Raw genomic sequence first — 24,211 nt, forward strand, 5'->3', positions numbered from 1 at the left:
CCGGTTGTGTTGCACTGACAGCCGCACCCACCCCGCCCCGGCCGTGCCCCCACAGTGGAAGCCACTGATGCCCGGACCGCTCCTACCTCACCGTCTCCCCCGCCGCCTGGGCCGACTTCCTCGCCACCCTCGCCTCCAGCAGCGAGCGGCACTCCGGCCACTCCTCCGCCGTGATCGAGTAGATCGCGGAGTCCCGGAGCCGGCCCTCCTCGCCCGGCGCCCAGGAGCGGGACCAGTTGCGCAGGACGCCCTCGAAGCGGGCGCCCACGCTCTGGATCGCCGCGCGGGAGCGGCTGTTGCGGGCGTCGGTCTTCAGGTCGACGCGGGCCACGCCCCACTCCTCGAACGCGTGGCGGAACAGCAGGAGTTTGGCCTCGGCGTTGACGCCCGTGCCCTGGGCGGAGCGGGCGAGCCAGGTGAAGCCGACCTCGATGGCGTCGAGCCGGTCCTCCGTGTGCCAGGAACGCGGGTCCCAGTACGCCGTGGCACCGACCGCTCGCCCCGTGGCCAGGGAGATCTGCGCGTACGGGGCGAGCCGGCCCGCCGCCGCACGGCCGAGCTGGGCGTCGATGTACGCCCCGACCTCGTCCGCCCTCGGCACCCACGTGAACGCGTACGTGTCCCGATCCTCGCCCGCCGCCACCGCCAGGTCGGCCGCGTGCCGGTGCTCCAGCGGCTCCAGACGCACGAGCGCGCCCTCCAGGACCGGCCCCTCCAGCTCGAACGTCAACGCTCTCCGCCCCTCAGTCCGGCAACCCCGCCCGCAGTTCCGCGAACACCTCGTGGAAGTCCGGGAAAGTCTTCCGCACGCACCCGGGGTCGTCGAACGAAATACCGGGCACCCGAAGGCCCATCACCGCGAAGGACATCGCGATGCGGTGGTCCCCGTACGTCTTGATGTCCGTACCCACCGGCGCCCCCGGCGCGATCTCGATCCAGTCCGGACCCGTGGCCACCCCCACTCCCAGCCGCCGCAGGTTCTCCGCGCAGGCCTCCAGGCGGTCGCACTCCTTCACCCGGGTGTTCGCGACGTCCTCGACACGGACCGGACCGGAGGCGAACGGGGCGATCGCCGCGAGGGTCGGCATCGTGTCGGAGATGTCCCGCATGGTGACCGTCAGGCCCCTCGCCTCGCCCGTCCCGCGCACCGTCGTACGGTCCGCGGCCACCTCCACGTCCACTCCCATCCGCCGCAGTACGTCCACGAACCCCAGGTCTCCCTGAAGCGCGCCCGCCCCCAGCCCCGGCACCGTCACCTCGCCGCCCGTCACGGCCGCCGCCGCGAAGAAGTAGCTCGCGGTGGAGGCGTCCGGCTCGATCGAGTACGTCGTGGCGCGGTAGCCCCCGGACGGGACGACGAACACGTCCCCCTCGCGCCGCACCTCCGCCCCGAACGCCCGCATCATCGCGACCGTGAGGTCGACGTACGGCGCCGACACCAGATCCGTCACCGTGATGCGCAGGCCCTGACGTGTCAGCGGGCCGAGGAGGAGCAGGGCCGTGAGGTACTGGGAGGACTGGCCGGCGTCCAGCACCACCTCGCCGCCCGCCACCCCGGCCGCCTCGACCGTCAGCGGGTGGTGGCCCTCCGCCTCCTCGTGCCGCAGCCGTACGCCCAGGTCGCGCAGGGCCCGGGTCAGGGGGCCGAGGGGGCGGCGCCGCATCTGCGGCGAGGCGTCGAAGCGGTAGGTGCCGTGGCCCGTGGCGACCAGGGCCGGCAGGAAGCGGGCCGTGGTCGCGCCGTACCGGCAGTACACGTCCGCCTCCGTGACGGCGGGACCCTGCGGGCGGCCGTCCACGTGCCAGGCCTCGGGGGTCTGTCCGACGCGGTAGCCGAGGGTGCGCAGGCCCTCGGCGAAGCCCTCGGTGTCGTCCGACCGCAGCGGCCGTACGAGCGTGGTGACTCCGTCGGCCGCGGCGGCCAGGAAGAGCGCGCGGGCGGTGATGGACTTGGAACCGGGGATCTCGACTACGGGCATGGGCTCATGCTGGCTCGGTGATCGGCTCGCCTGCTGGAACGTCCGCCGACTGGACCTCCTTCGTACGGACCCCCTTCGAACGGACCCCCTTCGAACGGACCCTCTTCGCCGGGGCCAGGGACGTCAGCGCCACCCCGCCCACCAGCAGTGCCGCCGCGCCCCAGCGCAGCGGGCTGATCGGTTCGCCCAGGAACAGGGCCGCTGACGACATGCCGAAGACCGGGACCAGGAGGGAGAACGGGGCGACCGTGGACGCGGGGTGACGGCGCAGCAGCCAGCCCCAGGCTCCGAAGCCGAAGACCGTGGTGATCCAGGCGACGTAGAGGACGATGCCGGCGCCCTGCCAGTCGAGGGCGCGCAGCGCGGCGAGGTCACGGGACGGGCCCTCCGTGAGGAGGGACAGGCAGAGCAGGGGCAGGACCGGCACCGTGCTCACCCACACCATGAAGTTCAGGGGGTCCGGCGGGGACGCCTTGCGGGTGAGGACGTTGGACAGACCCCAGCAGGCCGCCGCCACTATGACCAGGGCGAACGCGCCGAGCGGACCGGCCGTTCCCTCGTCGACGGCGGCGAGGGCGACGCCGCCGAGGGCCACCGCCATGCCCAGCGCCCTCAGGCGCGTGGGGCGTTCACCGAGGAGTGCGAAGGCCATGAGCGCCGTGAACACGGCCTGGATCTGGAGGACCAGGGAGGACAGGCCGGCGGGCATCCCGGCGGCCATGCCGAGGAACAGCAGCCCGAACTTCGCCACGCCCAGCACCAGGCCCACCGCCACGATCCACTTCCACGCCACCTTGGGGCGGCCCACGAGGAAGACGGCGGGGACGGCCGCGGCCAGGAAGCGCAGGGCCGAGAACAGCAGCGGCGGGAAGTGGCCGAGGCCGAGTTCGATGACGGTGAAGTTGACGCCCCAGACGGCGGCGACGACGACGGCGAGAGACAGGTGTGCGGGTCGCATGCGTCGAGCATCACGTGCAGCAACCGTGAAGCACCAGCGATGATTGCTGCATGGTTGGATGAAGCGTCTCTAATCCCAGGGGGCCATCTTGCTCGATCTTCAGCGCCTGCGTGCCCTGCACGCCGTCTCCGTCCACGGCACGGTCGGCGCCGCGGCCACCGCGCTCGGCTACACCCCGTCCGCCGTCTCCCAGCAGATCGCCAAGTTGGAGCGGGAGACCAGGACCGTGCTGCTCGAACGGGAGGGGCGCGGCGTACGGCTCACCGACGAGGCTCTGCAACTGGCCGCCACCGCACAGGAGTTGATGGCGATCGTGGAGCGTGCCGAGACCGAGCTGGAGGAGCGGCGGGGGCTGCCCGCCGGGCGGCTGACGGTGGCGGCGTTCGCGTCGGCCGCGCGGGGGCTGATGCCGGGGGTGCTCGCGGATCTGGCGCGCCGGCATCCCGCCCTGGACACCCGGCTGACCGAGGTGGACCCGCATCTGTCCGTCGACCTGGTGGCCAAGGGCGTGGTGGACGTCGCCGTGGCGCACGACTGGGACATCGCGCCGCTGCCCGCCCCGGAGGGGGTGGAACAGGCGGTCATCGGAGACGACCTGTGCGATCTGCTGGTGCCCGCCGGCCACCGTTTCGCCGGGCGGACGGCGGTGCGCCGCGAGGAGCTGGGCGGTGAGCGGTGGATCTGCCAGCCTCCGGGCCGGGTCTGCCACGAGTGGCTGGTGCGGACGCTGCGCGCGGCCGGGCACGAGCCCGAGGTGGTCCACCAGGCCGACGAGAACCCGACCCTGGTCGCCCTGGTCGCCGCCGGACTCGGTATCGCCCTGATCCCGCGGCTGGGCCGGGGCCCGCTGCCCGAGGGGGTCGTCGAGGTGCCCCTGGACCCCATGCCCGTACGGCATCTGTACGCGCTGTGGCGCAGGGGTGCGGCCCGGCGGCCGGCGATCGCCGAGACCGTACGCACCCTCCAGCACCACTGGCCCACCGTGTCGGCGCACACGCCCCGTTGACCACCCGCGTACCGACTTCCGGCGTCCGGCCGTTTCCGGGGAACCCGACCCGGTGCGCCTTCGTCCCATGGGCAGGTTGCCGGATGAGTCTCCGCGCTGCGGTGTCGGCCCTCGCTGCTGGCTGCGATCGCTGACCACCCTCTCCGCCGCACGCGGCCGGCAGCACGCCGCCATCGGCGCGCCCCCCTCCAACAGCGCCGATGGCGGCCCCTTATGTGCGGTACCTCATGTGCGGCGCCTTGACCGGCAGAAACTTCCCGGATATTGGTGACTCCTCGGAAGTTTCCTTCAGCGTTCTCCTCCGGAAGGAGCGCACGTGCACGACTCCGGCACGGGAAGCACCGCACAGCCCTCCAGACGCACGGTCCTCGCCGCCACCGCGGGCCTGACGGCGGCCCTCGCCCTCACCCCGGGTGCCGCTCGGGCCGCCGGGTACGACGACGAACGGCTCAAGGGCCTGATCTCCCGCATGTCGCTCGAGGAGAAGGCCGGCCAGCTCTTCGTGATGCGGGTCTACGGCCACTCGGCGACCGCCCCCGACCAGACCGACATCGACGCCAACCTCAAGGAGATCGGCGTCCGCACGGCCGCCGAGCTGATCGCCAGGTACCGCGTCGGCGGCATCATCTACTTCACCTGGGCGCACAACACCCGTGATCCCCGGCAGATCGCCGACCTGTCCAACGGCATCCAGAAGGCGTCGCTCGACCAGCCCCGCGGACTGCCCGTGCTCATCGCCACCGACCAGGAGCACGGGATCGTCGCCCGCGTGGGCAGGCCCGCGACCCTGTTCCCGGGCGCGATGGCGATCGGAGCCGGTGGCTCCCGGGCCGACGCGCAGACCCTGGGCCGGATCGCCGGGGCCGAGCTGCGCGCTCTCGGCATCAGCCAGGACTACTCCCCCGACGCGGACGTGAACGTCAACCCGGCCAACCCGGTCATCGGCGTCCGGTCCTTCGGTGCCGACCCGGAGGCGGTGGCGGAACTGGTCGCCGCGGAGGTGAGGGGCTATCAGTCCTCCCGCGTCGCGGCGACCGCCAAGCACTTCCCGGGCCACGGCGACACCGCCGTCGACAGCCACTACGGCTTCCCGGTCATCACACACAGCCGCGAGCTGTGGGAGAGGCTGGACGCGGTGCCGTTCCGGGCGGCGGTCCGGGCCGGGATCGACGCCGTCATGACCGCGCACATCATGGTGCCCGCGCTCGACGACTCGGGCGACCCCGCGACCCTCTCCCGCCCCATCGTCACCGGCATCCTGCGCGAGGAGCTCGGCTACGACGGGGTCGTGGTGACCGACTCGCTGGGCATGGAAGGCGTACGGCAGAAGTACGGCGACGACCGTGTGCCCGTGCTCGCCCTCAAGGCGGGGGTCGACCAGCTGCTCAACCCGCCGAACCTGGACCTCGCCTGGAAGGCGGTACTGGACGCGGTGCGGGCCGGCGAGCTGACCGAGGCCCGGCTGGACGAGTCGCTGCTGCGCATCCTGCGCCTGAAGGCGAGGCTGGGGCTGCTGGAGCAGCCGTACGTGACCGGGGCCGGCGTCGAGCGGACCGTCGGCACCCCGGAGCACCTGCGCACCGCCGACCGCATCGCGGACCGCACGACCACGCTGCTGGTCAACAAGGAGCGTCTGCTGCCGCTCTCGCGCCGAACCCGCCCCCGGCTGCTGGTGGCCGGGGCGGACCCGGCGTCCCCGACCGGCACCGACGGACCGCCCACCACCGTGCTGGCGAACGCCCTGACCGAGCTGGGCTTCACGACGACCGCGCTGTCCACCGGCACCGCCCCCTCGGCGGCGACGATCGGGAAGGCGGTGACGGCGGCGGGGGACGCGGACGCGGTGGTCGTGGCCACGTACAACGTGAGCGCGACCAGTTCCCAGCGGACGTTGGTGAACCGGCTGGCCGCCACCGGGAAGCCGGTGATCGCCCTCGCCGTCCGGAATCCGTACGACGTCGCCCAACTCCCGGACGTCGGCGCGTTCCTGGCGTCGTACTCCTGGACGGACGTCGAACTGCGCGCCGCGGCACGGGTGATCGCGGGCCGGGTGAGGCCGCACGGGAGGCTGCCGGTGCCGGTGCAACGGGCGGACGACCCGGCGCAGGTGCTGTACCCGATCGGGTACGGGCTGTCGTACTAGCCGTACGCCGGGAACCGGGCACCCCGCCCCCAAATGTCGCAAAGCGCCCGAGACGTCTGGCGTGGGCCGTGGCCGCGGGTCACGCTGGACGTGGGTGGACCGGGGGTTTGGCGATGCGAGGGACGCGAGCGTTGCTGGGTGCGCTGCTGGCCGCTGCGCTGGCGGTGGGCGGACTCTCCGGGTGCCAGACGGTGTCGGGGGCGGCGAGGGACCGGCCGAGCGGGCGTGTCACGTCGCCGGCGCCGTCCGGGTTCGGCGCCGAGTTCCTCGCCGCGGACGAGTGCAGTTCCTTCGGCACGACCAGCTTCACGGAAGTGCCGTGCACGAGCGAACTGGCCGCCGCCCGGGTGGTCGCCCGCTACGACGGCGACCCGGCGCAGGGCCCCGCGTGCCCCGCGACCACGGACTTCGTGCTGCACATCAGCCCCTCCGGGGCGGTGCGGCGCGGCTATGCGTGCATGCGGAACCTGGAGCCGCCGCACCCGGGCGACCCCGGTGGCGGGGGCGGCCCGCGCACGATCGTCGGGGACTGCGTGTACGGCGCGGGCAAGGGCGAGGTCCGGGAGACGGCCTGCGACGGCAGGGGCGGGCACACGCCCGAGTACAGGGTGACGTCGGCGGTCGCGCGCCGCTCGCAGTGCCCGCCGTCGACGGCGCTCTACGTCCAGTTGGGTGGCAGCAGACCGGTGGGGTGCGCCCTGGGGCTGTGAGCGCGGGGGCGCGTCAGCAGAGGGTCCATCCGGAGCTGACCGATCCAGAGCCCACGGAGCCGCGGATCCACACGCACCGATGGCCGGCGTGCACGGTGACGGGCCCGGCGTGGTGCGTGTACTGCCCGATGTCGACCGCGGGACGGCTGCCGCGCGCCTGCACGCTCACCGACATGGTCTTCCTGCCGGAGGCCCGCTTGGCGAAGGTCACCGCGCACACATAGCCGTCGCGCTTGTAGACCTGCACGGAGCCGGTGGAGAACGAGAGCGTACTAACCTTGCGTCCCGAGCAGTAGCCGGCCGCCTCCGCGTGTCCCGGGCTCGCCAGCGCGAGCAGCCCGGACGCCGTCAGTACGGTGATGCCGAGCGCCAGGCGCCGGCGTATCGCACTCTTGTCCACCTTTGTGGTCCCTCCCCGCGACGATGAGCGTACTGCTGTACGGACGCATGGCGTACGGCAGATGGTTGCATGACGGTGGGGCACACAGGCGCACATTTTCGAACGCTTGGGGCAATCTCCGCAGAATTTCCTGGATTCGACGGGGCGTCAGGCCGAGGAGCCGACCGGCTCCTCCTGCCCCGGTTCCGGCGCCCCCACGAACGTCCGCCACAGGTCGGCGTACCGCCCGCCGCGGCGCAGCAGTTCCTCGTGGGTGCCGTCCTCCGCGATGCGGCCGTGGTCCATCACCACCACCCGGTCGGCGCGGGCGGCCGTGGTCAGGCGGTGCGCCACGATCAAGGTGGTGCGCGCGTAAGCGCTCGATGAGGGGTGGTGGTCGGGCGACGGGTGGGCCGTACGGCGGCCGGCGAGGCGGTCCGTGGCCTGGTTGACCTGGGCCTCGGTGGCCAGGTCGAGTGCGGCGGTCGCCTCGTCGAGCAGCAGGACGTCGGGGTCCACCAGTTCCGCGCGGGCCAGCGCGATCAACTGCCGCTGTCCGGCGGACAGGTTGCGGCCGCGCTCGGCGACCTCGTGCAGATAGCCGCCCTCGAGGCGGGCGATCATGTCGTGCGCGCCGACCGCCCGGGCCGCGGCCTCCACCTCGGCGTCGGTCGCGTCCGGACGCCCGTACGCGATGGCGTCCCGGACGGTCCCCTGGAACAGGTACGCCTCCTGCGGGACCACGCCGAGCCGGTGCCGGTACGAGGTCAGGTCCAGCGAGCGCAGATCGGTGCCGTCGACCAGCACCCGGCCGCGCGTGGGGTCGTAGAAACGGGCGACGAGCTTGACCAGGGTCGACTTGCCCGCGCCGGTCTCGCCGACGAACGCGACGGTCTGCCCGGCCGGGATCGTCAGGTCCACGCCGGTCAGCGCCTCCTCATCGTCGCCGTAGGCGAAGTGGACGCCCTCGAAGGCGATGTCGCCGCGCAGCGACAGCACCTCCAGCGGCTCCTCGGCGGCCTTCGTGGTGGTGGGCTCCTGGAGGAGTTCCTGGATGCGGCCCAGCGACACCGTGGCCTGCTGGTAGCCGTCGAACACCTGGGAGAGCTGCTGCACCGGCGCGAAGAACAGGTCGATGTACAGCAGGTACGCGACCAGGGCACCCGTCGTCAGCGTCCCGGCCTCCACCCGGTGGGCGCCCGCGATCATCACGGACGCCGCGGCCACCGACGACAGCAGCTGCACGAACGGGAAGTAGACGGAGATCAGCCACTGGCCGCGGATGCGCGCCCGGCGGTAGGAGTCGCTCCCCTCGGCGAACCGCCGCCCGCTGTCCCGCTCGCGCCGGAACGCCTGCAGGATCCGCAACCCGGACACCGACTCCTGGAGGTCCGCGTTGACCCCCGAGACCCGCTCACGGGCGAGTTCGTACGCCTTCACGCTGGCCCGGCGGAAGAAGACGGTCGCCACGACCAGCGGCGGCAGCGTGGCGAACACGACGAGGGCGAGCTGTACGTCGATCACCAGCAGCGCGGCCATGATGCCGAAGAAGGTGACGACGGAGACGAAGGCCGTCACCAGCCCCGTCTGCAGGAACGTCGACAGCGCGTCGACGTCGGTCGTCATCCGCGTCATGATCCGGCCGGTCAGCTCCCGCTCGTAGTAGTCAAGGCCGAGCCGCTGGAGCTGGGCGAAGATCTTCAGCCGCAGGGAGTACAGGACGCGTTCGCCGGTGCGTCCGGTCATCCGGGTCTCACCGACCTGCGCCGCCCACTGGATCAGTATGGAGACCAGCGCCAGCAGGGACGCGGACCAGACCGCGCCGACGGCCATCCGGGACACGCCCTGGTCGATGCCGTGCCGGATCAGGATCGGCAGCAGCAGCCCCATGCCCGCGTCCACGGCGACCAGGGCGAGGCTGGCGAGCAGGGGCAGCCCGAAGCCGCGCAGCAGCCGGGTGAGGCCGTAGGACTCCTCCGGCCGGACGGCGCGTGCCTCGTCGACGCCCGGGGTGTCGGTGGCCGGGGGCAGCTCCTCGACCTGGGCGAGCAGCTCGGGGGTCGCCGGGGTGCCGGCGAGGGCGTGGTCCTTGGGCTCGCGGTCGCCGGTCCACAGCCGCGGGGTGACGCCGCGCTCGGCGTCGAACTCGGCGTCCAGCTCGTCCCGGACACTGGTGTCCTCCGACGGCGCGGCCGGCTGGGCGTGGCTCGGGGAGACACCGCCCAGCTCGTCGGGGTCGGTGAGGAGGCGACGGTAGAGGGCGGAGCGCTCCTGCAGCTCCTCGTGGGTGCCGATGTCGGCGAGACGGCCGCCGTCGAGGACCGCGATGCGGTCGGCGAGGTTCAGGGTGGAGCGGCGGTGGGCGATCAGCAGGGTCGTGCGGCCCTCCATGACCTGTTTCAGGGCTTCGTGGATCTCGTGCTCGACGCGGGCGTCCACCGCCGAGGTCGCGTCGTCGAGGACCAGCAGCCGGGGGTCGGTGAGGATGGCGCGGGCGAGCGCGATGCGCTGGCGCTGGCCGCCGGAGAGGGTCAGGCCGTGCTCGCCGACCTTGGTGCCGTAGCCGTCGGGCAGCTCGGCGATGAAACGGTCCGCCTGGGCGGCGCGCGCGGCCCGCTCGATCTCCTCGTCGGTGGCGTCGGGGCGGCCGTAGGTGATGTTGTTGCGGACGGTGTCCGAGAAGAGGAACGAGTCCTCGGGGACCAGCCCGATCGCGGCGCGCAGGGACGTCAGGGTCAGCTCCCGCACGTCGTGGCCGCCGACGAGGACGGCACCGTGCGTGACGTCGTAGAAGCGCGGCAGCAGCAGCGAGACCGTGGACTTCCCGGAGCCGGAGGAGCCGACGACGGCGAGGGTCTCGCCGGGGCGGATCTCGAAGGAGAGCCCGTCCAGGACCGGGCGCCCGTCCTCGTACGCGAAGGAGACGTCGTCGAACTCGACGGTCGAGCTTGGGGAAGCGTCGGCGGGCAGTTCCTTGGTGCCGTCCTTGAGCGACGGCTCGGTGTCGATCAGCTCCAGGACCCGCTCGGCGCCCGCGCGGGCCTGCTGGCCGACGGTGAGGACCACGGCGAGCATGCGGACCGGGCCGACGAGCTGCGCGAGGTAGGAGGAGAACGCGACGAACGTGCCGAGCGTGATGTGCCCGCGCACCGCGAGCCAGCCGCCGAGCGCCAGCATGGCGACCTGGCCGAGGGCGGGCACGGCCTGGAGGGCGGGGGTGTACTTGGCGTTCAGCCGGATGGTCCGCAGGCGTCCCGCGAAGAGCCGGCGCCCGACCTCGCGGAGCTTGCCGGTCTCCTGCTCCTCCTGCCCGAAGCCCTTCACCACACGGACGCCGCTGACGGCGCCGTCGACCACGGTCGCCACGGCGGCGGCCTGGGCCTGGGCGTACCAGGTCGCCGGGTGCAGGCGGGACCTGCTGCGCTTGGCGATGAACCCCAGGGCGGGCGCGACGGCCAGGGCGACCAGGGTCAGCGGCAGCGACAGCCAGGCCATGACCATCAGGGAGACCAGGAAGAGCAGGACGTTCCCGATGGTCATCGGGAGCATGAAGAGCAGGCCCTGGATCAGCTGGAGGTCGCTGGTGGCGCGGCCGACCACCTGGCCGGTGGACAGCTCGTCCTGACGGCGCCCGTCCAGCCGGGTGATCGTCCCGTACATGTCCGTCCGCAGGTCGTGCTGGACGTCCAGGGCGAGCCGGCCGCCGTAGTAGCGGCGGATGTAGGTGAGGACGTAGACGAGGACGGCCGTGCCGATCAGCGCGCCGGCCCAGGGGGCCATGGGCCTGCTGTGGTTCCCGATGACGTCATCGATGATCACCTTGGTGATCAGGGGCACCAGGGCCGTGAGCGCCATGCCGGCGAGGGAGGAGCCCAAGGCGAGGACGACGTCCTTGGGGTACCGCCAGGCGTACCCCGCGAGACGCCGCGCCCACCCGCGATGCTCCCCCTCGTGCTCTGCCACGCCGGTGCCCTCCTTCAGACCTGGTCTACCGGAAGGCACCAACGCCGTCAGCAGCGGATTTCATCCCTCCGCAATGTTCGGACTCGTACCGGCGGGTAGGAGAGCCGCGCCGTCCGGACCGCGCGGGTAGGAGGGCCGCGCCGTCCGGACCGGATTCATGATCACCGGGAGTTCGACCGTGTCAGCTCGCGGGAGCCGCCGGGTACGCCTCCTGCGGCGTGCTCGTGGGCACGAACGTGCTGGTGGTGGACGTCGTCGGCACCAGGTCCTTGTGGATGGCCCTCGCCACGTTCTGGATGGTGGTGACGCCGTAGTTCATCGTGCTGTTGTCCCAGGTCAGCACGGTGATCATGTAGTCGTGGCCGCGGCCGTTGAACGTGCCGACGCTGTGCACCCGCCAGCCGTGCGTGGAGCGCTGCAGCCAGCCGTTCTTGACGTGCACGGCCACGCCGGAGGGCGCGCCGGCCGGAGTGCCCCAGCGCTGTGAGGAGATGACGTTCGCCATCAGCTTCAGCTCGTACGCGCGGGAGTTGTCGCTCAGCACGGAGTTCTTCGCGGTGAGGAGCTTGAGCAGCTTCTGCTCGTCCTGCACGGTGATCTGGGTCAGGCCCCAGTAGCCGTTCGCGCCCGGCTTGGTCTGGGTCATGCCGGCGGCGGTGAGGAAGCCCTTGATCTTCGTCAGGCCCAGCTGCTTCCACAGCGTGCTGGTGGCGTTGTTGTCCGACTTCGTGATCATGGCCGTGGCGAGACTGTTCTCACGACTCGTCAGATAGCGGTTGTGCTTCTTCGCGTCCCACAGCAGGGTGGCGAGCACGGTGACCTTCACCACGCTGGCCGAGTCGTAGGCGGACGTGCCGCGCAACGAGCAGGTGGTGTTGGTGGAGCGGTCGTACAGGCCGACCGCGACGGTGCCCTGGCGGCCGGCGAGGGCCGAGGTGATGTCCTTCTGCAGCTTGGCGGCAAGGCCCGCCTTGCCCGAGGTGCAGCTGACGGTCGGCGTGGCGGCCGCAGCGGGCGTGGCGGCCGCCACGAACGGTACGAGCATGCCGACGCCGAGCCCGGCCGCGAGGACCCGAGCTCTCTGAGATGTCGGGAAAATGCCGGATATCCGGTGAGTCATAGAGGTTGACCATCCTCTTACATGGACAAAAGCGCGCCCCCGGCGCGCTCGTGCCCTATTGACTCACGGGAATGTCCGAAAGTTGTAGGCGAGTTCGGTCACATAGTCGTTCGCAGGCCGATTCACGCCCGCAATCACGGCGCCCCCTGTGAGGAACGTCTCACTTGCCGTCCTCTTACCGGGATCTCACCCATCCACAGCTCACGCCCAGGCTGACCACAGTGCGTACCCATGGCGTCCCTGCATGGTGCACTGGTGACCTCTGCCACGCATTCTCGCTCCGAAGTCCCCGGCCGCCCCCCGGTCCCCGGTTCACCGGTCGCCGGGCCGCCCCACGGTCCGTCCCCCGACAGCGGCACCGCGCCGCGCTGGTCGTTGCCGGCATTGCTCGCCATCCTGGCGCTGGCCGCGGTGCTGTACTCCTGGAACCTCTCCGGATCGAGCCTGAACAGCTTCTACAGCGCGGCCGTGCTGAGCGGCACCCAGAGCTGGAAGGCGTGGTTCTTCGGCTCGTTGGACGCGGGCAACTTCCTCACCGTCGACAAACCGCCGCTCGCGCTGATGGTCATGGGACTGTCGTGCCGGGTGTTCGGCTTCGGCACCTGGCAGATGATGGCGCCGATGATCGTCGCCGCACTGGCGACCATCTGGATCCTGCACTCCTCCGTGAAGCGGGTGTGGGGCCACGGGGCGGCGGCCGTCGCGGCGCTGGTGCTCGCGCTGACGCCCATCACGGTCGCCATCAACCGGGACAACAACCCGGACACGCTGCTGGTTCTGCTGATGGTCGGCGCGGCGGCGCTCGCGCTGCGCGCGGTGACGAACGGCCGGCTGCTGCCGCTGCTCGGCTCGGCGCTGTGCTTCGGACTCGCCTTCAACACGAAGATGCTCCAGGGCTACATCGCCCTGCCCGCCGTCTTCCTGGTCTACCTGTACGCGACCCGGCTGCCGGTGGTCGTTGGGGTCTCCCCTGCTCGAGCGAAGCCGAGAGCTTGGGGAAGGATCGTGAACCTGCTGATCGCGGCCGTGGTCCTGGCCGTCTCCAGCTTCTGGTGGGCGGCGGCCGTCTCGCTGGTTCCCGCCTCTGAACGGCCGTACATCGGCGGCTCCACGGACGGCACCGCATGGAACCTGATCATGGGCTACAACGGCCTCGGCCGCGTCTTCGGCGGCGAGGGCAACGGCGGGGGCGGCGGTCGCGGCGGCGGCTTCTCCGGCAGCGCGGGCATCGGCCGCATGTTCAACGACATCCTGGGCGGCCAGATCTCCTGGCTGATCCCCTTCGCGGCCATCGCCTGCGTCGGCGGCCTGATCCTGTGCGGCCGCGCCCCGCGCACCGACCTGACGCGGGCGGCGCTGCTGCTGTGGGGCGGCTGGACGGCGCTGCACTACCTGACCTTCGCCATGGCCGAGGGCACCATGCACCCGTACTACACGACCGCGCTCGCCCCCGGTATCGCGGCCCTGTGCGGGGGTGGCGGCACGATGCTGCTGCGCGCGTTCCGCGCCGACAAGCGCTGGGCGTGGGTGCTTCCGGTGGGACTGGCCGTGACGGCCGTCTGGGCGATCGTGCTGCTGCGCCGGGCCTCCGGCTGGAACACCTGGCTGTGGCCGGCCATCGGTGTGGTCATGGCGGGGGCGGTCGTCGGCCTGTTCGTCTTCCGCTCGGGCAACCGCGTCCGGCTCCTGGCGGCCTCCGTCGCCGCGGCGGTGGTCGCGGCGCTCGCGGGCCCGGCGGCGTACGCCTGGTCGGTGCCGTCCCGTTCGGGCGGCGGCGGCATGGGCGGTACGAACCCGACCGCCGGTCCCTCCACGGGCGGCGGCTTCGGCGGCGGGCCGGGCGGCAACCGCGGCGGCTTCGGCGGCGGGCCGGGCGGCAACCGCGGCGGCTTCGGCGGCAACGGCGACCCCGGCAACGGCGGGATGCCGGGCGGCACCCAGCAGGGCTCAGGCCAGAACGCCGGGGCCGGCGGCGCGCCCAGCGGCGGTTTCCCCGGCGGCCAACAGGGCGGCGGCAACGCCGAGATGGGCGGCACGCCCCCGAACGGCACCGGCGGCGAGCCCGGCAGCACCCAGGACGGTACGACCGGCAATGACCGCACGCGCGGCAGCTTCGGTGGCCTGCGCCGCGGCCCCGGTGGCATGGGCGGGGCGAGCAGCGAGCTCATCGCCTACCTGAAGAAGCACCGGGACGGGGCCGAGTGGCTGCTCGCGGTCTCCAACTCGCAGGGCGCGGCGCAGATCGAGTTGAGCAGCAACGTACCGGTCATCTCCATGTGGGGCTTCACCGGAACCGATCAGGCGATGACCGTCGCCAAGCTCGAGGAGCTGGTGAAGAAGGGCCAACTCCACTACATCCAGCTCGGCGGCGGCATGGGGGGCGGCCCCGGCGGCGGCAACAACAGCCTCAGCTCCGCGGTGACGTCCTGGGTCCAGAAGCACGGCACGGCGGTGAAGGAGAGCGCCTACAGCAAGACCACGACAGGGAACTCCTCGTCGGGGTCCAGCCAGTCGACGCTCTACCGCCTGGACCCGTCCGACGTCAGCTGAGGTGTGTCGGCGCGAACATCCGCAGCAGCGCCGGCAGGACGACCACCGAAGGCCCTGGTTCAGCCAGGGCCTTCGCCAGGTCGGCCTCCAGGGTCTCGGGGGTCGTACGCACGCCCGGGACGCCGAAGGACTCGGCCAGGGCCACGTAGTCGGGGCGGGTCAGTTCCGTCGCCGTGGCCTGGCCGAAGGCGTCCGTCATGTACTCGCGCAGGATGCCGTAGCCGCCGTCGTCGACGATCAGCCAGGTGACGTCGAGGCCGTACTGCCGCGCCGTCGCCAGTTCCGCGATGGAGTACAGGGCGCCGCCGTCGCCGGACACGGCCAGGACCGGGCGCGTGGGGTCCGCCGCCGCCGCGCCGAGGGCCGCCGGGAAGCCGTAGCCGAGACCGCCCGCTCCCTGCGCGGAGTGCATGGTGTTGGGAGCCTTCGCGTCGAAGGCCGACCAGGCCCAGTAGGCCAGGATCGTCATGTCCCAGAAGGACGGGGAGCCGTCCGGGAGAGCGCGGCGAACCGACGCCAGCACCTGCTGTTCCAGGGTCAGGTCCTGCGAGGCGATCCGCTCGGCCACCTTCGCGAGCAGCGCCCGTACGCGCTCCGGAGCCACCTCGTCCTCCCGCGCCTCCACCGTCTCCAGCAGCGCCTGCAGCGCCAGGCGGGCGTCCGCGTGGATGCCGAGGGCCGGGTGGTTGGACTCCAGCTTGCCGAGGTCCGCCTCGATCTGGATCACCCGGCCGCGCGGCTTGAACGTGTGGTAGTTCGAGGAGAGTTCGCCGAGGCCCGAGCCGACCACGAGCAGGACGTCCGCGTCCTCGAGGAAGTCCGTGGTGTGGCGGTCCTCCAGCCAGGACTGGAGGGACAGCGGGTGCTCCCAGGGGAAGGCGCCCTTGCCGCCGAAGGTGGTGACGACGGGGGCGTTCAGCTTCTCGGCGAGCGCCAGCAGCTTTCCGGACGCGTCCGACCTGACCACTCCCCCGCCCGCGATGATCGCCGGGCGGTCGGCGCGCGACAGCAGGTCCGCCGCCACCGCCGTCAGCTCCGGACGCGGCGGCAGCTCGTCCGGGGTCGCGTCCACCGCCGTCACCATCGGCAGCCCTGTCTCGGCGAGCAGTACGTCCTGCGGAATCTCCACCCACACCGGCCCGTGCGGCACCGTCAGCGCCGACTTCCAGGCCTGCGCGATCGCCGACGGGATCTGCGACTGCGTACGGACCGTATGGACCGACTTGACCACGCCCCGGAACGAGGCCGCCTGGTCGGGGAGTTCGTGCAGATAGCCGTGGCGGCCGCCGCCCAGGCCCGCGGTCGGGATCTGGCTGCTGATGGCCAGCACGGGCGCCGATGCGGCCGCGGCCTCCTGGAGCGCCGCCAGGGACGTCAGCGCGCCGGGGCCGGTGGAGAGCAGCAGCGGTGCCGCCTCACCGGTGATCCGGCCGTACGCGTCCGCCGCGAACCCGGCGTTGTTCTCCACCCGCAGCCCGACGTACCGCAGAGCCGAGCGGCGCAGCGCGTCGAACATGCCGAGCGCGTGCTGGCCGGGCAGGCCGAAGACCGTCGTCGCGCCCAGCCCGGCCAGGGTCTCCACGACCAGGTCTCCGCCGTTGCGGCCGGGAGAAGGATTGAGTGCGGCCTCCGTCTGCGCGGCGGTGGGACGGAGGACCAGGTCGTGGTCGTGGGTCACTTGCTCTCGGTCTCCTCACCGGTGCGGGCCGCCGCGATCTGGCGAGTCATGATCGTCGTCAGTTCGTACGCCGTGTGGGACGCGGCCACCGACGTGATCTCCGCGTGATCGTAGGCGGGCGCCACCTCGACGACGTCCGCCGAGACCAGGTTGCAGGACGCGAGGCCCCGGAGGATCTCGAGGAGTTCGCGGGAGGTCATGCCGCCCGCCTCCGGGGTGCCGGTGCCGGGGGCGTGCGCCGGGTCGAGGCAGTCGATGTCGATGGAGATGTACAGCGGGCGGTCGCCGATGCGCTGGCGCAGCTGGTCGGCGACCTCGTCGGCGCCGCGCCGGTAGATGTCGGCGGAGGTGACGATGCCGAAGCCCATCTTCTCGTCGTCGGTCAGGTCCTGCTTGCCGTAGAGCGGGCCGCGGGTGCCGACGTGGGAGAGCGCGGAGGTGTCGAGGATGCCCTCCTCGACGGCGCGGCGGAAGGGGGTGCCGTGCGTGTACTCCGCGCCGAAGTAGGTGTCCCAGGTGTCGAGGTGGGCGTCGAAGTGGAGCAGCGCGACCGGCCCGTGCTTCTTGGCCACCGAGCGGAGCAGTGGGAGTGCGATGGTGTGGTCGCCGCCGAGGGTCATCAGGCGGGCGCCGGTGCCGAGGAGTTCGTCGGCGGCGGCCTCGATGGTCTCCACCGCCTCGTGGATGTTGAACGGGTTCACGGCGATGTCGCCGCCGTCCGCGACCTGGGCGAGCGCGAAGGGGGAGGCGTCCTGCGCCGGGTTGTACGGGCGCAGCAGGCGGGACGCCTCACGGATCGCGTTTCCGCCGAAGCGGGCGCCCGGGCGGTAGGAGACGCCCGTGTCGAACGGCACGCCGACCACGGCGACGTCCGCGGTGCCGACCTCGTCGAGGCGGGGCAGCCGGGCGAAGGTCGCGGGTCCCGCGTACCGCGGGATGCGGGACGAGTCGACGGGGCCGCGGGGCCGGCTGCCGCCTGCTGCGGGGTTCTCGGTGCTGCTCATCGTCGGACTCCTCCAGGAAATGCGTGTTTCTTCCAGTGTCGCGGAGCCCTCAGGCAGGCCCCGCCCGGCCCGGCCGCCCCCTGGCGGCCGGGCCGAAGCAACAGGGTCAGGCGCCCACCGCCGCGGGCTCCTCCGCGCTCGCCGCGCCGCGCCCGGCGAGCCGCTCCCGCCACGCGGCCAGGACGGCCTCGTCGGTCGGCTTGGTCACCAGCGACACGACGACGTGGGCGCCGAGCGAAGCCAGCAGACCGTAGTAGACGGGCTCGTTGGCGAGGATGCCGTAGGACGCCATCAGGCCGATGACGGCGAGACCGCCGACCACCACCGAGGCGAGCGCGCCCTGGACGGTTCCGCGCTTCCACAGCAGGCCGCCCAGGATCGGGACCAGCAGACCGCCGACCAGCAGGTTGTACGCGACGGTCAGCGCCTCGACCACGTTGTTCAGCGCGATGGCCGTGCCGATCACCGCCACCCCCATGATCAGGATGAAGACGCGGTTGCCCCTCACCTCGTCGTGCGCCCCCTCGTCACGGCGCACGACACCGCGCAGCCGCGACCAGATGTCGTTGTTGGCGACGGTCGCACACGCGATGAGGGCACCGGAAGAGGTCGACATCACCGCGGCGAGGGCGGCGGCGAGCACCAACCCCCTTATACCGATGGGGAGTTCCTGCTTCACGATGGTCGCGAACGCGTCGTCCGGGCTGCTCAGCTTCGGGTACAGGACCTTGGCGGCGGTGCCGATGACGGCGCCGGCGAGCGCGTAGGCCAGACAGTAGCTGCCGGCGACCGTGCCGCCCCACTTGGCGGTCGTGTCGCTGCGCGCGGTGAACACGCGCTGCCAGATGTCCTGTCCGATCAGCATGCCGAACGTGTAGATCAGGACGTAGGTGAAGATCGTCTCGCCGCCGATGCCCAGCGGGTCGAAGTACGAGGTCGGCAGCTTGGCCTTCATCTCGCTGAAGCCGCCCGCCTTGACGACCGCGATGGGCAGCAGGAGCAGCAGCACGCCGATCGTCTTGACGACGAACTGCACCATGTCCGTCAGCGTGATGGACCACATGCCGCCGAGCGTGGAGTACGCGACGACGATGGAGCCGCCGAGGATGATCGCGAGCGTCCGGTTCATGTCGAAGAGGACGTCGAAGATGGTGGCGTAGGCGATGGTCGAGGTGACCGCGAGCATCAGGGTGTACGCCCACATGACCACGCCCGAGATCACGCCGGCCCGGCCGCCGTATCTGAGGTCGAGCATCTCGGAGACGGTGTAGACCTCCAGGCGGGCGATGCGGGCGGAGAAGAAGACCGAGAGGGCGAGCAGGCCGAGCCCGATGGTGAACACCATCCAGGCGCCCGACAGCCCGTACTGGTAGCCGAGGCCGACACCGCCGATGGTGGACGCGCCGCCGAGGACGATCGCGGCCATGGTGCCGGAGTACATGGCGGGCCCGAGGCGGCGCCCGGCCACCAGGAACTCGCTCTTGGAGCGGGCGCGGCGCATGCCCCACCAGCCCATGATCAGCATGCCGGCCAGATAGACGACGATCACTGTGTAGTCGACGGCCATGTGTGGGGCCCTCCTTCGCGCACTTCCCGGTGGCGTGTCGTGCAGATGGATCTCGGGGACGCGGTCGGCCGCTCGGCTCGACCGGGGACGGCAGGGGCTCGCGGGGACATCCGCCCGTACCCGCGGCTGCCGGTCTGGACTGACATTAGGTGGCCGGAAAGCGACTGCGAAGTGTACGTTTCATCCATCTGAACCGCACGGGATGGAGGAACCGTCCACCATGCCGGACACGCCCTCGGCGCCGGTGGTACCGCCGACGCCACCGGTACCGCTCTCCGCCCTGCTGGCCCGCGAGGACCTGGCCCTGCGGCAGATCGCCGGGCCCAGGGACGCCGACACGGCGATCCACTGGGCGCACACCTCGGAGATGGCGGACCCCTACCCGTACCTGCTGGGCGGCGAGCTGCTGCTGACGGCGGGCGTGCACATCCCGGAGGCGGCGGGCTCAGACGGGGGTGCCCCCTGCTCGAGCGAAGCGGAGAGCTTGGGGGACTATTTCGACGACTATGTCTCCCGGATCGTGGCGGCGGGCGGCGCGGCGCTCGGTTTCGGCCTCGCGCCGGTGCACGACACGGTGCCGCGGGCGCTGGTGGCGGCCTGCGACCACCACGGGCTGCCACTGCTGGAGGTCCCGCCGCAGACGACGTTCTCGGGCGTGGCCCGCGCGGTCTGGCAGCTGATGGCCCAGGCACGGCTGGCGGAACTGCGCCGCGTCACGGAGGCCCAGCAGAGCCTGGCCGCGGCGGCGTCCCGCCCGGACCCGGTGCCGTCGGTGCTGCGGCAGCTGGCGCAGCGGGTGGGCGGCCGGGCGGTGCTGTACGGACCGGACGGCGCGGAACTGGCGGGGGCGGGGCGTGCACCCGAGGAGGCGGTACGGGCGCTGGGCGAGCTGGCGGGAGTGGTCCGCCCGGCCGCCCCCGCGGGTCCGACCCCCGCCTCCGCCAGCGACACGGTCGCCGACACCCATCTCGCCGCCTACGCCCTCGGCACCGGGCAGGGCTTCGTGCTCGGGGTGGCGGCAGCGCGACGGGACCCCGGCGACCACACCATCGCCTCCGTCGCGGCGGTGCTCCTCACGCTCCTCACCGGGGAGCACCAGACCGGGGCGGAGGCGGCCCGCTCCTCGGCGCTCGTACGGCTGCTGCTCGGCGCCCCGCCGGAGGCGGTCGCGCCCCTGCTCGGCGGGGACCGGTGGGTGGTGGTGCACGCCCGGCCCACCCGGGACGGACCGGCGCCGGACGCCGTGGCCGTGTCCGCGCTCGGGGCCGCGCTCGGGTCCACGCTGGTCGATCTCGGGGACGGGTTCGTACGGGTCCTGGTCCCGGCCGACCGCGAACCGGCCCCGCAGCCCGGCTGGACCCTGGGCCTCAGCGCCCCTGCCGCCCCGCGCGACTGGGCCGCCGCCGACACCCGGGCCTCCCGCGCCCTGGCCCGCGCCCGCGCGACCCGCACCGCGCTGGTCCGGCACGGCGAGCGCACGGGCCTGGGGGACCTGGTCCCGCCCGCGGAGGCCGAGCTGCACGCCCGCACGCTGCTGGCACCGCTGGCCCAGGGCACCGCCCTCACCGAGACACTGCGCACCTGGCTGTCCCTGCACGGCAGTTGGGACCGCACGGCGGTCGCCCTGTCGGTCCACCGCAACACGGTCCGGCAACGGATCGCGCGGTGTGCGGTACTGCTGGGGGTGGACCTGGACGACGCGGACGTGCGGATGGAGCTGTGGTTCGCGCTGAAGCAGGGGCCGACGGACTGACAGGCGGCAAACCTCGACCGCGGCTGACGCGGCACGAGCCCTCTATCCCAAAACGGCCCCGCCCACCGCCCCGGCGCGGGCGGGGCGACCGTCGCCCCGCCACGGCCCCCGCCCGACAGCCACCATCCCGGTGGCGCCACGCCCGGCGCCACAGCTGACGCGGCCCGAGCCCCCTGCGCCGGCACGGCCCCCGCTCGGCGCCGCCACCGCCCCGGCGCAGGCCGGTCGGGCCGTCGCCCCGGCGCAGCCGCGTACTCAGGCCACCTAGAACACGACGCCGCACCCGCACGCACCCGCCACCCGACCGACCACGCCCGCCCAATAGGGCACAGCTCACCCAACCGAGACGGGTGGGCGGGTGGGCCAACGCCCCGACGGCCACCCCGGCCAGGGAGTGACGCACATCCCACGGAACGAAACACCCGCGGCCCGACCGGAGCGCCCCGGCAGAATGGTGGGCATGCCGATACCCGGGATCCCCAGCCGTGCCGAGCTCCTCGTCCACCTCGTCCGGACCCGCATCGCGGGCGAGGTCGCCACGCCCCGCGAGAACAACCTCTCCCACTACCGCAAGCTCGCGAACGGCGACCGGAACTTCTGGCTCGGCCTGGAGCTCGGCGACCGGTGGACCGACGAACAGGACGTTCTCGCGGTCATGGCGGAGCGCTGCGGCGTCAACGACGACCCCGAGTACCGCTACGGCCAGGACACCATCGACCCGGAACTGACGGTCGACGCACTGGAACGGCTCGCGGCCCGCCTGCGCAAGGCCGCCGACGGCGGGCAGCGCGTACTGTTCGCCACCGGCCACCCCGGCGGCCTTCTCGACGTGCACCGCGCCACCGCCGCCGCCCTGCGCGCCGCCGGCTGCGAGATCGTCGTGATCCCGGACGGGCTGCGGACGGACGAGGGGTACGTCATGCAGTTCGCGGACGTGGCCGTCCTGGAGCACGGCGCCACCCTGTGGCACACGCACTCGGGCGAGCCGATGCGGGCGATCCTGAAGGGCCTGGAGGCCGAGGGACGCCCCCTGCCCGACCTGGTCGTCGCCGACCACGGCTGGGCGGGCTGCGCGGGACAGCTCGGCATCGACTCCGTCGGGTACGCCGACTGCAACGACCCGGCGCTCTTCATCGCCGAGGCCGAGGGCACCGTCCAGGTGACGGTCCCCCTCGACGACCACGTCACGAGCCCCCGCCACTACGACCCGCTGACGGCGTACCTGCTGCACGCGGCGGGCCTGACGGAGGACTGATCGGGTCAGCGGGGGACGCGGACCACGCCCTCCTGGATCACCGAGATCGCCAGCCGCCCGTCCTGGGTGTGGATACGGGCCTGGCCCAGCCCGCGTCCCCCGGAAGCGGACGGCGACTCCTGGTCGTACAGCAGCCATTCGTCGGCCCGGAACGGCCGGTGGAACCACATGGCGTGGTCCAGCGAGGCCCCGACGACGTCACCGACGGCCCAGCCGCCGCGCCCGTGCGCGAGCAGCACCGAGTCGAGGAGCGTCATGTCGGAGACGTAGGTGGCGAGGACGACATGCAGCAGGGGGTCGTCGTCGAGCTTGCCGTTGGTGCGGAACCACACCTGGGAGTGCGGCTCGCGCGGCTCCCCGAACCTGCCGTACGGCGGCTCGTCGACGTAGCGCAGGTCGACGGCCTCGCGGGCCTCCAGGAACCGTTCCACGACCTCGGGGGCGAGGTGGTCGTAGCCCCGCAGCCGCTCCTGTGAGGTGGGCAGCGTGGCGGGATCGGGCGCGGGCGGCATCGGCGCCTGGTGCTCCAGGCCCTCCTCGTACGTCTGGAACGACGCGGAGAGGTGGAAGATCGGCTGCCCGTGCTGGACCGCGACCACCCGGCGGGTGGTGAAGGAGCGGCCGTCGCGGATGCGGTCTACGGTGTAGACGATGGGCGCGCCGGGGTCGCCGGGGCGCAGGAAGTACGCGTGCAGGGAGTGCGCGTGCCGTTCCTCGGGGACGGTGCGCCCCGCGGCGACCAGTGCCTGGGCCGCGACCTGCCCGCCGAAGACGCGTGGGACCACGGCGGACCGGGACTGGCCACGGAAGATGTCCCGCTCGATCCGCTCCAGGTCGAGCAGATCGAGCAGGGACTGAAGTGCCTGACTCATGGCGTCAGTTGTATCCGGCACTTTTTTCGGGGACCTTACAGACCCATGTCCTTGGCGATGATCGTCTTCATGATCTCGCTGGTGCCGCCGTAGATGCGGTTGACGCGGTTGTCGGCGTACAGACGGGCGATCGGGTACTCGTTCATGTAGCCGTAGCCGCCGTGCAGCTGGAGGCAACGGTCGATGACGCGGTGGGCGACCTCGGTGCAGAACAGCTTGGCGGAGGCGGCCTCGGCCGGGGTCAGCTCGCCGGCGTCCAGGGCTTCCAGCGCGCGGTCGGCGACGGCCTCCGCCGCGTCCACCTCGGCCTGGCAGGCGGCCAGCTCGAACTTGGTGTTCTGGAAGTGGGCGACCGGCTTGCCGAAGACGGTGCGCTCCTGCACGTACTGCTTGGCGAACCGGACGGCGGCCTTGGCCTGCGCGTAGGCGCCGAAGGCGATGCCCCAGCGCTCGGAGGCCAGGTTGTGCCCGAGGTAGTAGAAGCCCTTGTTCTCCTCGCCGAGCAGGTCCTCGGTCGGCACCTTGACGTCGACGAAGGCCAGCTCGGCGGTGTCGGAGGTGCGCAGGCCCAGCTTGTCCAGCTTGCGGCCGATGGAGTAGCCCTCGGACTTGGTGTCCACGGCGAACAGGGATATGCCGAAGCGGCGGTCGTCCTCGCGCGGGGCGGCCGTGCGGGCGCAGACGATGACGCGGTCGGCGTGGACGCCTCCGGTGATGAACGTCTTGGCGCCGTTGAGGACGTAGTGCGTGCCGTCCTCGGAGAGCTTGGCGGTGGTCTTCATGCCCGCGAGGTCGGAGCCGGTGCCCGGCTCGGTCATCGCGATGGCCCACATCTCCTCGCCGGTGACGAACTTCGGCAGGTAGCGCTTCTTCTGCTCGTCCGTGGCGAGCATCTTGATGTACGGCAGGGCGAGCAGGACGTGCACGCCGGAGCCGCCGAACTGCACGCCGGCGCGCGCGGTCTCCTCGTAGAGGACGGCCTCGAACTTGTGGGTGTCCAGGCCCGCGCCGCCGAACTCCTCGGGCACGCTGATGCCGAAGATGCCCAGCTCGCCGAGCTTGTAGTAGAAGTCGCGCGGCGCCTGGCCCGCGGCGAACCACTCGTCGTACACCGGTACGACCTCGGCCTCGATGAAGGCGCGCAGGGTCTCCCGGAACGCCTCGTGGTCCTCGTTGAACACAGTACGGCGCACCGCCGCCACCTCCAGCTGGATACTTCCGGCCATGTCTAAGCGCTTGCTCAGACATCACCGTACCGGCGAGTAGGCACGGCA

Annotated in this window: 17 protein-coding genes; 6 read left to right on the plus strand and 11 right to left on the minus strand. The window is 72.2% G+C overall.

Annotated features, from left to right (window positions below; all coding sequences use genetic code 11):
• Window positions 1-82 precede the first annotated feature (82 nt).
• The 3 genes from AB0N14_RS06955 to AB0N14_RS06965 are packed head-to-tail and all read right to left on the minus strand — an operon-like array spanning window position 83 to window position 2,937.
• Window positions 83-730 (minus strand): GNAT family protein, encoded by a 648-nt coding sequence (locus tag AB0N14_RS06955; RefSeq protein WP_366024663.1) that lies wholly within the window; start codon window positions 728-730, stop codon window positions 83-85.
• Window positions 731-743: 13 nt separating this feature from the next.
• Window positions 744-1,979, minus strand: a complete 1,236-nt coding sequence (aroA, locus tag AB0N14_RS06960) for a 3-phosphoshikimate 1-carboxyvinyltransferase (protein WP_366024664.1) — start codon at window positions 1,977-1,979, stop codon at window positions 744-746.
• Window positions 1,980-1,983: 4 nt separating this feature from the next.
• Window positions 1,984-2,937, minus strand: coding sequence for an EamA family transporter (locus tag AB0N14_RS06965; protein ID WP_366024665.1), 954 nt, complete (start codon window positions 2,935-2,937; stop codon window positions 1,984-1,986).
• Between the two features lie 88 nt (window positions 2,938-3,025).
• Between AB0N14_RS06965 and AB0N14_RS06970 the strand changes: the two genes are divergently transcribed.
• The 3 genes from AB0N14_RS06970 to AB0N14_RS06980 all read left to right on the plus strand — a co-directional run bounded on the left by AB0N14_RS06970 (window position 3,026) and on the right by AB0N14_RS06980 (window position 6,796).
• A complete protein-coding gene (locus AB0N14_RS06970) occupies window positions 3,026-3,943 on the plus strand; it encodes a LysR family transcriptional regulator (RefSeq protein WP_366024666.1) in 918 nt (305 codons plus the stop codon).
• A 316-nt stretch (window positions 3,944-4,259) separates the two neighbouring features.
• Window positions 4,260-6,086: a glycoside hydrolase family 3 protein gene (locus AB0N14_RS06975; protein WP_366024667.1), complete on the plus strand. Its 1,827-nt coding sequence runs from the start codon at window positions 4,260-4,262 to the stop codon at window positions 6,084-6,086.
• 113 nt (window positions 6,087-6,199) lie between these two features.
• Window positions 6,200-6,796, plus strand: a complete 597-nt coding sequence (locus tag AB0N14_RS06980; protein WP_366024668.1) for a hypothetical protein — start codon at window positions 6,200-6,202, stop codon at window positions 6,794-6,796.
• 13 nt (window positions 6,797-6,809) lie between these two features.
• Here the strand turns inward: AB0N14_RS06980 and AB0N14_RS06985 are convergent, their stop codons facing one another.
• From AB0N14_RS06985 to AB0N14_RS06995, 3 genes are all read right to left on the minus strand, one after another.
• A complete protein-coding gene (locus AB0N14_RS06985) occupies window positions 6,810-7,196 on the minus strand; it encodes a hypothetical protein (protein WP_366024669.1) in 387 nt (128 codons plus the stop codon).
• Between the two features lie 147 nt (window positions 7,197-7,343).
• A complete protein-coding gene (locus AB0N14_RS06990) occupies window positions 7,344-11,138 on the minus strand; it encodes an ABC transporter ATP-binding protein (protein ID WP_366024670.1) in 3,795 nt (1,264 codons plus the stop codon).
• Window positions 11,139-11,319: 181 nt separating this feature from the next.
• Complete coding sequence (locus AB0N14_RS06995; protein ID WP_366024671.1) at window positions 11,320-12,183, minus strand: serine hydrolase; 864 nt, start codon at window positions 12,181-12,183, stop codon at window positions 11,320-11,322.
• Between the two features lie 330 nt (window positions 12,184-12,513).
• On the opposite strand from AB0N14_RS06995, the gene AB0N14_RS07000 reads away from it, so the two are divergent.
• Entirely contained in the window at window positions 12,514-14,808 is a 2,295-nt protein-coding gene (locus tag AB0N14_RS07000; RefSeq protein WP_366024672.1) for a glycosyltransferase family 39 protein, read from the plus strand.
• Here AB0N14_RS07000 and AB0N14_RS07005 read toward each other — a convergent pair.
• The 3 genes from AB0N14_RS07005 to AB0N14_RS07015 form a co-directional block, all read right to left on the minus strand.
• Entirely contained in the window at window positions 14,801-16,486 is a 1,686-nt protein-coding gene (locus tag AB0N14_RS07005) for a thiamine pyrophosphate-binding protein (protein WP_366024673.1), read from the minus strand. The two genes, AB0N14_RS07000 and AB0N14_RS07005, sit on opposite strands and share 8 nt — an antisense overlap.
• The gene (speB, locus tag AB0N14_RS07010) at window positions 16,483-17,490 is read right to left on the minus strand and encodes an agmatinase (RefSeq protein ID WP_366024674.1); all 1,008 of its coding nucleotides are present in this window, start codon (window positions 17,488-17,490) and stop codon (window positions 16,483-16,485) included. The genes AB0N14_RS07005 and speB overlap by 4 nt, the downstream gene beginning before the upstream one ends.
• A 106-nt stretch (window positions 17,491-17,596) precedes the next feature.
• Window positions 17,597-19,057, minus strand: a complete 1,461-nt coding sequence (locus AB0N14_RS07015) for a sodium:solute symporter (RefSeq protein ID WP_366024675.1) — start codon at window positions 19,055-19,057, stop codon at window positions 17,597-17,599.
• A 220-nt stretch (window positions 19,058-19,277) separates the two neighbouring features.
• Between AB0N14_RS07015 and AB0N14_RS07020 the strand changes: the two genes are divergently transcribed.
• Window positions 19,278-20,810, plus strand: a complete 1,533-nt coding sequence (locus tag AB0N14_RS07020; protein WP_366024676.1) for a helix-turn-helix domain-containing protein — start codon at window positions 19,278-19,280, stop codon at window positions 20,808-20,810.
• 460 nt (window positions 20,811-21,270) lie between these two features.
• Complete coding sequence (locus tag AB0N14_RS07025; protein ID WP_366024677.1) at window positions 21,271-22,065, plus strand: phosphatase; 795 nt, start codon at window positions 21,271-21,273, stop codon at window positions 22,063-22,065.
• Window positions 22,066-22,070: 5 nt separating this feature from the next.
• On the opposite strand, the gene tesB is transcribed toward AB0N14_RS07025, so the two are convergent.
• Both tesB and AB0N14_RS07035 read right to left on the minus strand, forming a co-directional pair.
• Window positions 22,071-22,937 (minus strand): acyl-CoA thioesterase II, encoded by an 867-nt coding sequence (tesB, locus tag AB0N14_RS07030; protein ID WP_366024678.1) that lies wholly within the window; start codon window positions 22,935-22,937, stop codon window positions 22,071-22,073.
• 35 nt (window positions 22,938-22,972) lie between these two features.
• Window positions 22,973-24,130 carry an acyl-CoA dehydrogenase family protein gene (locus AB0N14_RS07035; RefSeq protein WP_366024865.1) on the minus strand — a complete coding sequence of 386 codons (1,158 nt, stop codon included), beginning with the start codon at window positions 24,128-24,130 and terminating at the stop codon, window positions 22,973-22,975.
• Window positions 24,131-24,211: the final 81 nt, after the last annotated feature.

The organism is Streptomyces sp. NPDC051104, from assembly GCF_040682835.1.
In the GTDB taxonomy this organism is placed as follows: Bacteria; Actinomycetota; Actinomycetes; order Streptomycetales; family Streptomycetaceae; genus Streptomyces; species Streptomyces cynarae.

Coding starts and splice junctions, on each gene's coding strand:
- AB0N14_RS07015 (WP_366024675.1), bottom strand. CDS start 19,057: ATGGCCGTCGACTACACAGTGATCGTCGTCTATCTGGCCGGCATGCTG.
- AB0N14_RS06965 (WP_366024665.1), bottom strand. CDS start 2,937: ATGCGACCCGCACACCTGTCTCTCGCCGTCGTCGTCGCCGCCGTCTGG.
- AB0N14_RS07020 (WP_366024676.1), top strand. CDS start 19,278: ATGCCGGACACGCCCTCGGCGCCGGTGGTACCGCCGACGCCACCGGTA.
- aroA (WP_366024664.1), bottom strand. CDS start 1,979: ATGCCCGTAGTCGAGATCCCCGGTTCCAAGTCCATCACCGCCCGCGCG.
- speB (WP_366024674.1), bottom strand. CDS start 17,490: ATGAGCAGCACCGAGAACCCCGCAGCAGGCGGCAGCCGGCCCCGCGGC.
- AB0N14_RS07025 (WP_366024677.1), top strand. CDS start 21,271: ATGCCGATACCCGGGATCCCCAGCCGTGCCGAGCTCCTCGTCCACCTC.
- AB0N14_RS06980 (WP_366024668.1), top strand. CDS start 6,200: ATGCGAGGGACGCGAGCGTTGCTGGGTGCGCTGCTGGCCGCTGCGCTG.
- AB0N14_RS06995 (WP_366024671.1), bottom strand. CDS start 12,183: ATGCTCGTACCGTTCGTGGCGGCCGCCACGCCCGCTGCGGCCGCCACG.
- tesB (WP_366024678.1), bottom strand. CDS start 22,937: ATGAGTCAGGCACTTCAGTCCCTGCTCGATCTGCTCGACCTGGAGCGG.